Here is a 4705-nt window from a genome sequence, read left to right on the forward strand (position 1 = left end):
GGCGGGCGGGCGGGCGGGCGGGCGGGCGCAAAGGCCGTGCCACTTCTCTGACCCACACAGTCCTCGGACGCCGGTCGGATTCTGAACCCACAACGCCTGGAGACTCATGCCGCAGAGCCTACCGATGTCGCCTCTTCCTGTCAACAGACAGATGACGGGCCGGTCGGACCCCTCAGGGGAGGAAGGGGGAAGCGGCTTCCCAGCGCGGGCCGGGGACGTGGGCCTGCATCAACATGCGCAACCGAACCAGGCCGTCCAGGAAGAGGCTCACCTCGCCCTTGGCCCCGTCCCGCCGCAGGAAGACCAGGCCGTCCTCCTCGCCGTTCGGGAAGACCCGTTCCAGGTCCGCCCAAGGCAATTCCATCCTGCGGCGGAGAAGGCGCTTCAGGGCGACGCCCCTCTCCGTGACGATCACGCGGTCCAGGAACGAGGCCGCGGCGAGGTATACCTGAAAGGCCGTGACGGCAAGGACGATGCCCCCGAGGACCCAAGGCTCCCACGCGGGCCTCTCTTCGAAGGCGCCCGTGGAGACGGCGCCGTACAGGACGCCCGCGAAGAGCGCGGTGGTGAGAAGGAACGTGAGGCGGTATCGGCCCGTGTAGGCGAGGCTCCACCCGGGCCCGTCCGCGCAAGGCTCGGCTTCGTCGCGGCGGCCCGCGAGAACCCACTTTCGCCAAAGAGCCAGGCCTGCCTGCTCCGCTCCCGGAAGGAACATGGCCCCTCCAGCGGAAGGGGGCGCGGGATCCCCCGCGCCCCCTGCACGTTACGCCGCGGCGGCTCCGATCCGCCGGGGTTCGCCCACCTACTTGCCGAGGAGTCCGTTCTTGAGTTCCTCGTTGGGAGGGTTCTGGCCCAGCCAGATGGAGAAGAGCGCATCGGCGAAGTCCTTGCCCTCGATGACGCCCATTTCCTTTCCCTTGATCTCGACCTTCGTGCCCGCGCCGGGGACGTAGGTGAGGACGGCCCGGTCGCCCGTCTTCATGTCGGACCAGAAGCCGTTGAACTGGTCGATGCGCGACTTGAGGGCGGCGGCCTTGTCGCCGGAGTTCTTCGTGAAGCCCTCGTTCCACCCCTCCAGCAGCTTGTCCTTGCCGACCTCCTTGTAGAGGAAGTGCATGACGAGCTGCTTGGGGGCGTCGGCCGCCACGATCTTGGCCGGATCCGTGGACTTCTCCGCCACGTAGAGGCCCGCCACGTAGACCTTCACGTGGATGAAGGCCACCTTCTTGATCCTCACGCCCATGCCGTTGAGGTGGAGCGTCGCGCCCCCGGCGCTCACCGTGTTCGGCAGGCTCACCCCCTCCAGTTCGGCGGCCACCGCCGCCAGACCCAACGCCGCCACCGCCAGAAGCACCAGCACCCACTTCCTCATGGCTACCTCCTTGTCCGATGCGTCCACTCTAGCCCCCGCCGCCCCCCGGGGCAAGCCGGGTCAATACAGCGAAGTGATCCCGCGCTCCTCGGGCTCGTACAGCACCCGGTAGAACTCGCTCGCGAAGCGGTCCGTCATCCCCGCGAGGAAATCCACCACCACGCCGTAGCGGGCGACGGGATCCCGGGCCTCCTCCACGCGGGCGCGGGTGGCCAGGGGAAGGAGGCGGATGGAGACGGAACCCGGTTCCAACAGGTCGCGCGTCAGGCTCTCGAACAGCCGCTCGATGATGGAGGCCGCCTTGGCCGACATGCGCTCCACCACCGGGTGGGTGTACACCCGTGAGAAGAGCATCTCCCGCATGGCCCGCACGGCGGACGCCATGGAGGGAGAGAAGTCCACGGCCGGCTCCCCGCTCCGGAGGACCTCCTCGGGATTCTTGAGCAGGGAAAGGCGCGGGGAGGAGGAGGCGATCACGTCCCCGATGAGCAGGTCGATCATGTTCCGGACGAGGAGGCGGGCCCACAGGATGGAGTCCTTCTCCCAATCCGGCGCGCCCTCGTGGGCCCGGCCCCAGGCCGCCATGAGGAGCGGGTTGTTCAGATCCCGAAGCTCCTCCACCTTGAGGAACCTCACGCGCAGGGCGTCCTCGAGGTCGTGGGTCACCCACGCGATCTGGTCGGCGATGTTGACGATCTGGGCCTCGACGGAACAGCCGGCCGCATCGAGGTACTCGCGTCGGACGCGACCCGCTTCCTCCGGCTCGCTCGCCTCCAGGGGGTACGGGAGCGCCGGCGCGTCGTAGGCCGTGTGGTGCTTGAGGACGGCGTGGAGGGCGGGACGGCTGAGGTTCAGCCCCGGGAACTCGGCGTACCTCCTCTCGAGGCGGCTCACGATGCGGTAGGACTGGAAGTTCTGTTCGAAGGCCTTGCGCCCGGTCGGGCGGGCCAGCCCGAGCCTCCGGTCCAGGAGGTCGGCGTAGAGCGCGTCCAGGGCGTCCTCGCCCCGATGGCCGAAGGGCGGATGGCCCAGGTCGTGGGCGTAGGCCACGGTTTCGCAGAGGTCCTCGTTGGCCTGTAGGGCGCAGGCCAGGCCGCGCGCCACCTGGGAGACCTCGAGCGTGTGGGTGAGCCGGGTCCGGTAGAAGTCTCCCTCGTGAACCACGAAGACCTGGGTCTTGTACCCGAGCCGACGGAAGGCCTCCGAATGGAGGAGGCGGTCCCTGTCCTGCTGGAAGTAGGTCCGGTTCCCGGGATGGCGGTGGGGGAACTCGTGGGAGACGCCGGCCGAACAGGCCACCGCCCACGGCGCGAGAAGCGCGTTCCGCGCGGCGCAAACCGGCGAGCAGCGATCGGGGTGTCCGCCCATGGCGCTCCTTTCCGCTTCGGGCAGTGTACGGCACGGGGAGGGCTCGCGGAAGGGGGGCATGATTGCGCTCTTTGACCCGATCCGGACAGGGCGGCACCTGCGCCTTGACAGGGTGAGCCCCCCCCTTTAGTTTGAGGGTGACGGCGGTACCGAAGGCTTATCGGGAAGCGGGGAGTGCATGGGAGCGGGAAGGCAGCGCCTGCTCGTTTTTTTGGACGGCGTCCCCTGGTGCGCCTCTCTGGCGGACTCGGTATGGCCCCTCCGCCCCGCCGTGGAGGACGTGGCGCCCTGGTCCTCCCTCGCCGCCTCCAAAGGTCCCGAGGCCCTTCTGAACTGGCTCTCGCTCCGCTCCTCCCAGCGCCCTCTCCTGGGCCTCACCTCCTCGCCGCTCTACGATGCGGGGCGCGTCCCCCTCCGGGGCCTTTCCCGCTCGGGGAAGGGCGTCGCCCTGGCCTCCGCCCACGGCCTTTCGCCCGAGGATCTGGCGGGGGTGGTCCGCCACGAGATGGCCCACGCCCTGGGCCTCCCCCATTGCGATGCCTGGTCCTGCGCTCTTTCGCCGCGGCCCTTTCCCCTGCCCGTCTCCGACCGCGCCGCCGGCCTCTGCCCGGCCTGCGAGGCGAGGTGGCGGGCGGCGGTCGAGAAAGGCGCGGCATGAGGCCCCGGGGGGCGGCGGTCCTGGCGGCCGTCCTGCTCGCCGCCGGCTGGACGAGCGCGGCCCCCCGGCCGTACCAGGGGGACGGCGCCTGCCTCTCCTGCCACCAGAAGAGCCTCCCGGTCCTCCCCGACCGGCCCTGCCTTTCCTGCCACCAGGGCAACATGGATTTCCTTCGCTCGGTCCACCCGGAAAGTCCGCGCGGAGAGTTCCTCGCCTCCGCGGCCCTGGGCCTGGCCGGTCCCGTCGCCCCCATCGGCGCCGCGCTGCTCCTGCGGGCCCTCCCCGACGGCCAGCCTCCCCCCGCGCCGCCGCATGCCTGGGCCGCCCCCGTTCCGGGAGCCCTCCTCGCGGCGCGGGGACACGCCTGCGACCTCCGGGCGGTTTTTTCTCCCGACGGAGAGGCGGTTCTTTTCAGCCGGCGCGGCCCCGACACGACGGGGGACGGCTCCGTGGACCTCCGGGACGGGCAGGCCCTCTTCCTCCTGAGGCGGGATTCGGCGGGGCCGATCCGGCTGACGGGCTACGTGCTGGACTTCGCTCCGGCCATGGCGGCCTGGTCTCCCGACGGGTCCCGCTTCGTCGTGCCTTGCCCCCTCTCCGACACCGACGGGGACGGTTCGGTCGCCTTTTCGGACCGCCACGGGCTGGCGCTCTTCGACCGCCGTGGAACCCGCCTGGCCACCCTCACCACGGAAGCCGCCGACGCCGTGGACCCGTCCATCTCACCGGACGGAAGGCGCATCGCCTTCGTGGAGGGAGGGGCCCTTCGGGTATGGGAGCCCGCGTCCGGCTTCCTGGAAACGGTCCTTTCGGAGGACGGCACCTCCTTCCCTCGTCTGGCCGGTTGGGCCGGCGACCCGCCCGTGCCCGTCTTCACCCGGGGCGAGGTGTACGCCGCCGCCGACCTCTCCGACGACCGGCGCCGGCTCCTTCCGCCGCGCCCGCTGGAGGCGGCCCTCTCCGGCCAGGCCGGCCTTCTCTCTCATCCGGCCTCCGGCGAGCGATGGAGCCGCGGAGCCGCCTCGAAGGGGACGGCCCTCTGCATGGTCCAGGCGGAATCCGGGCCCAGGCGCCTGGCCTCCTGGTCGGGCGGGAGGCCTTCCCCCGTCACTCCGCCCTCGCTTCACGTGTTCGCCTTCGCCCCCGCCAGCGGGGACGAGGCGTGGGTCCTGGCCCGCCAGGACGGGGACTCGGCTTTTCTTGGCCTTGCGGCCGCGGGGCGCTTCGTCCCTGTGGAGGCCTCCTTCTCGCCCCACCTGCTGGGCCTGGCCGCGGGAGAGGGCTTTGCCTTGGCCTGCGGGCCCCGG

At 71.0% G+C, this 4705-nt stretch carries 5 protein-coding genes; 2 read left to right on the plus strand and 3 right to left on the minus strand.

Annotated features, from left to right (window positions below):
• Positions 1 to 172: 172 nt before the first annotated feature.
• The 3 genes from AB1824_13155 to dgt form a co-directional block, all read right to left on the minus strand.
• A complete protein-coding gene (locus tag AB1824_13155; GenBank protein ID MEW5765908.1) occupies positions 173 to 715 on the minus strand; it encodes a hypothetical protein in 543 nt (180 codons plus the stop codon).
• 87 nt (positions 716 to 802) lie between these two features.
• Positions 803 to 1372 carry a chalcone isomerase family protein gene (locus AB1824_13160; GenBank protein ID MEW5765909.1) on the minus strand — a complete coding sequence of 190 codons (570 nt, stop codon included), beginning with the start codon at positions 1370 to 1372 and terminating at the stop codon, positions 803 to 805.
• A gap of 60 nt (positions 1373 to 1432) precedes the next feature.
• Positions 1433 to 2740, minus strand: a complete 1308-nt coding sequence (gene dgt, locus AB1824_13165) for a dGTP triphosphohydrolase (protein MEW5765910.1) — start codon at positions 2738 to 2740, stop codon at positions 1433 to 1435.
• Positions 2741 to 2918: 178 nt separating this feature from the next.
• Between dgt and AB1824_13170 the strand changes: the two genes are divergently transcribed.
• Together AB1824_13170 and AB1824_13175 are read left to right on the plus strand one after the other, a co-directional pair.
• Positions 2919 to 3398 (plus strand): hypothetical protein, encoded by a 480-nt coding sequence (locus AB1824_13170; GenBank protein MEW5765911.1) that lies wholly within the window; start codon positions 2919 to 2921, stop codon positions 3396 to 3398.
• The coding region (locus AB1824_13175; protein MEW5765912.1) for a hypothetical protein at positions 3395 to 4705 on the plus strand (1311 nt) is incomplete at its 3' end. The genes AB1824_13170 and AB1824_13175, both read left to right, overlap by 4 nt.

This window comes from Acidobacteriota bacterium (genome assembly GCA_040752915.1).
Taxonomy (GTDB): Bacteria; Acidobacteriota; UBA4820; order UBA4820; family DSQY01; genus JBFLVU01.

Coding starts and splice junctions, on each gene's coding strand:
- AB1824_13155 (MEW5765908.1), bottom strand. CDS start 715: ATGTTCCTTCCGGGAGCGGAGCAGGCAGGCCTGGCTCTTTGGCGAAAG.
- AB1824_13160 (MEW5765909.1), bottom strand. CDS start 1,372: ATGAGGAAGTGGGTGCTGGTGCTTCTGGCGGTGGCGGCGTTGGGTCTG.
- dgt (MEW5765910.1), bottom strand. CDS start 2,740: ATGGGCGGACACCCCGATCGCTGCTCGCCGGTTTGCGCCGCGCGGAAC.
- AB1824_13170 (MEW5765911.1), top strand. CDS start 2,919: ATGGGAGCGGGAAGGCAGCGCCTGCTCGTTTTTTTGGACGGCGTCCCC.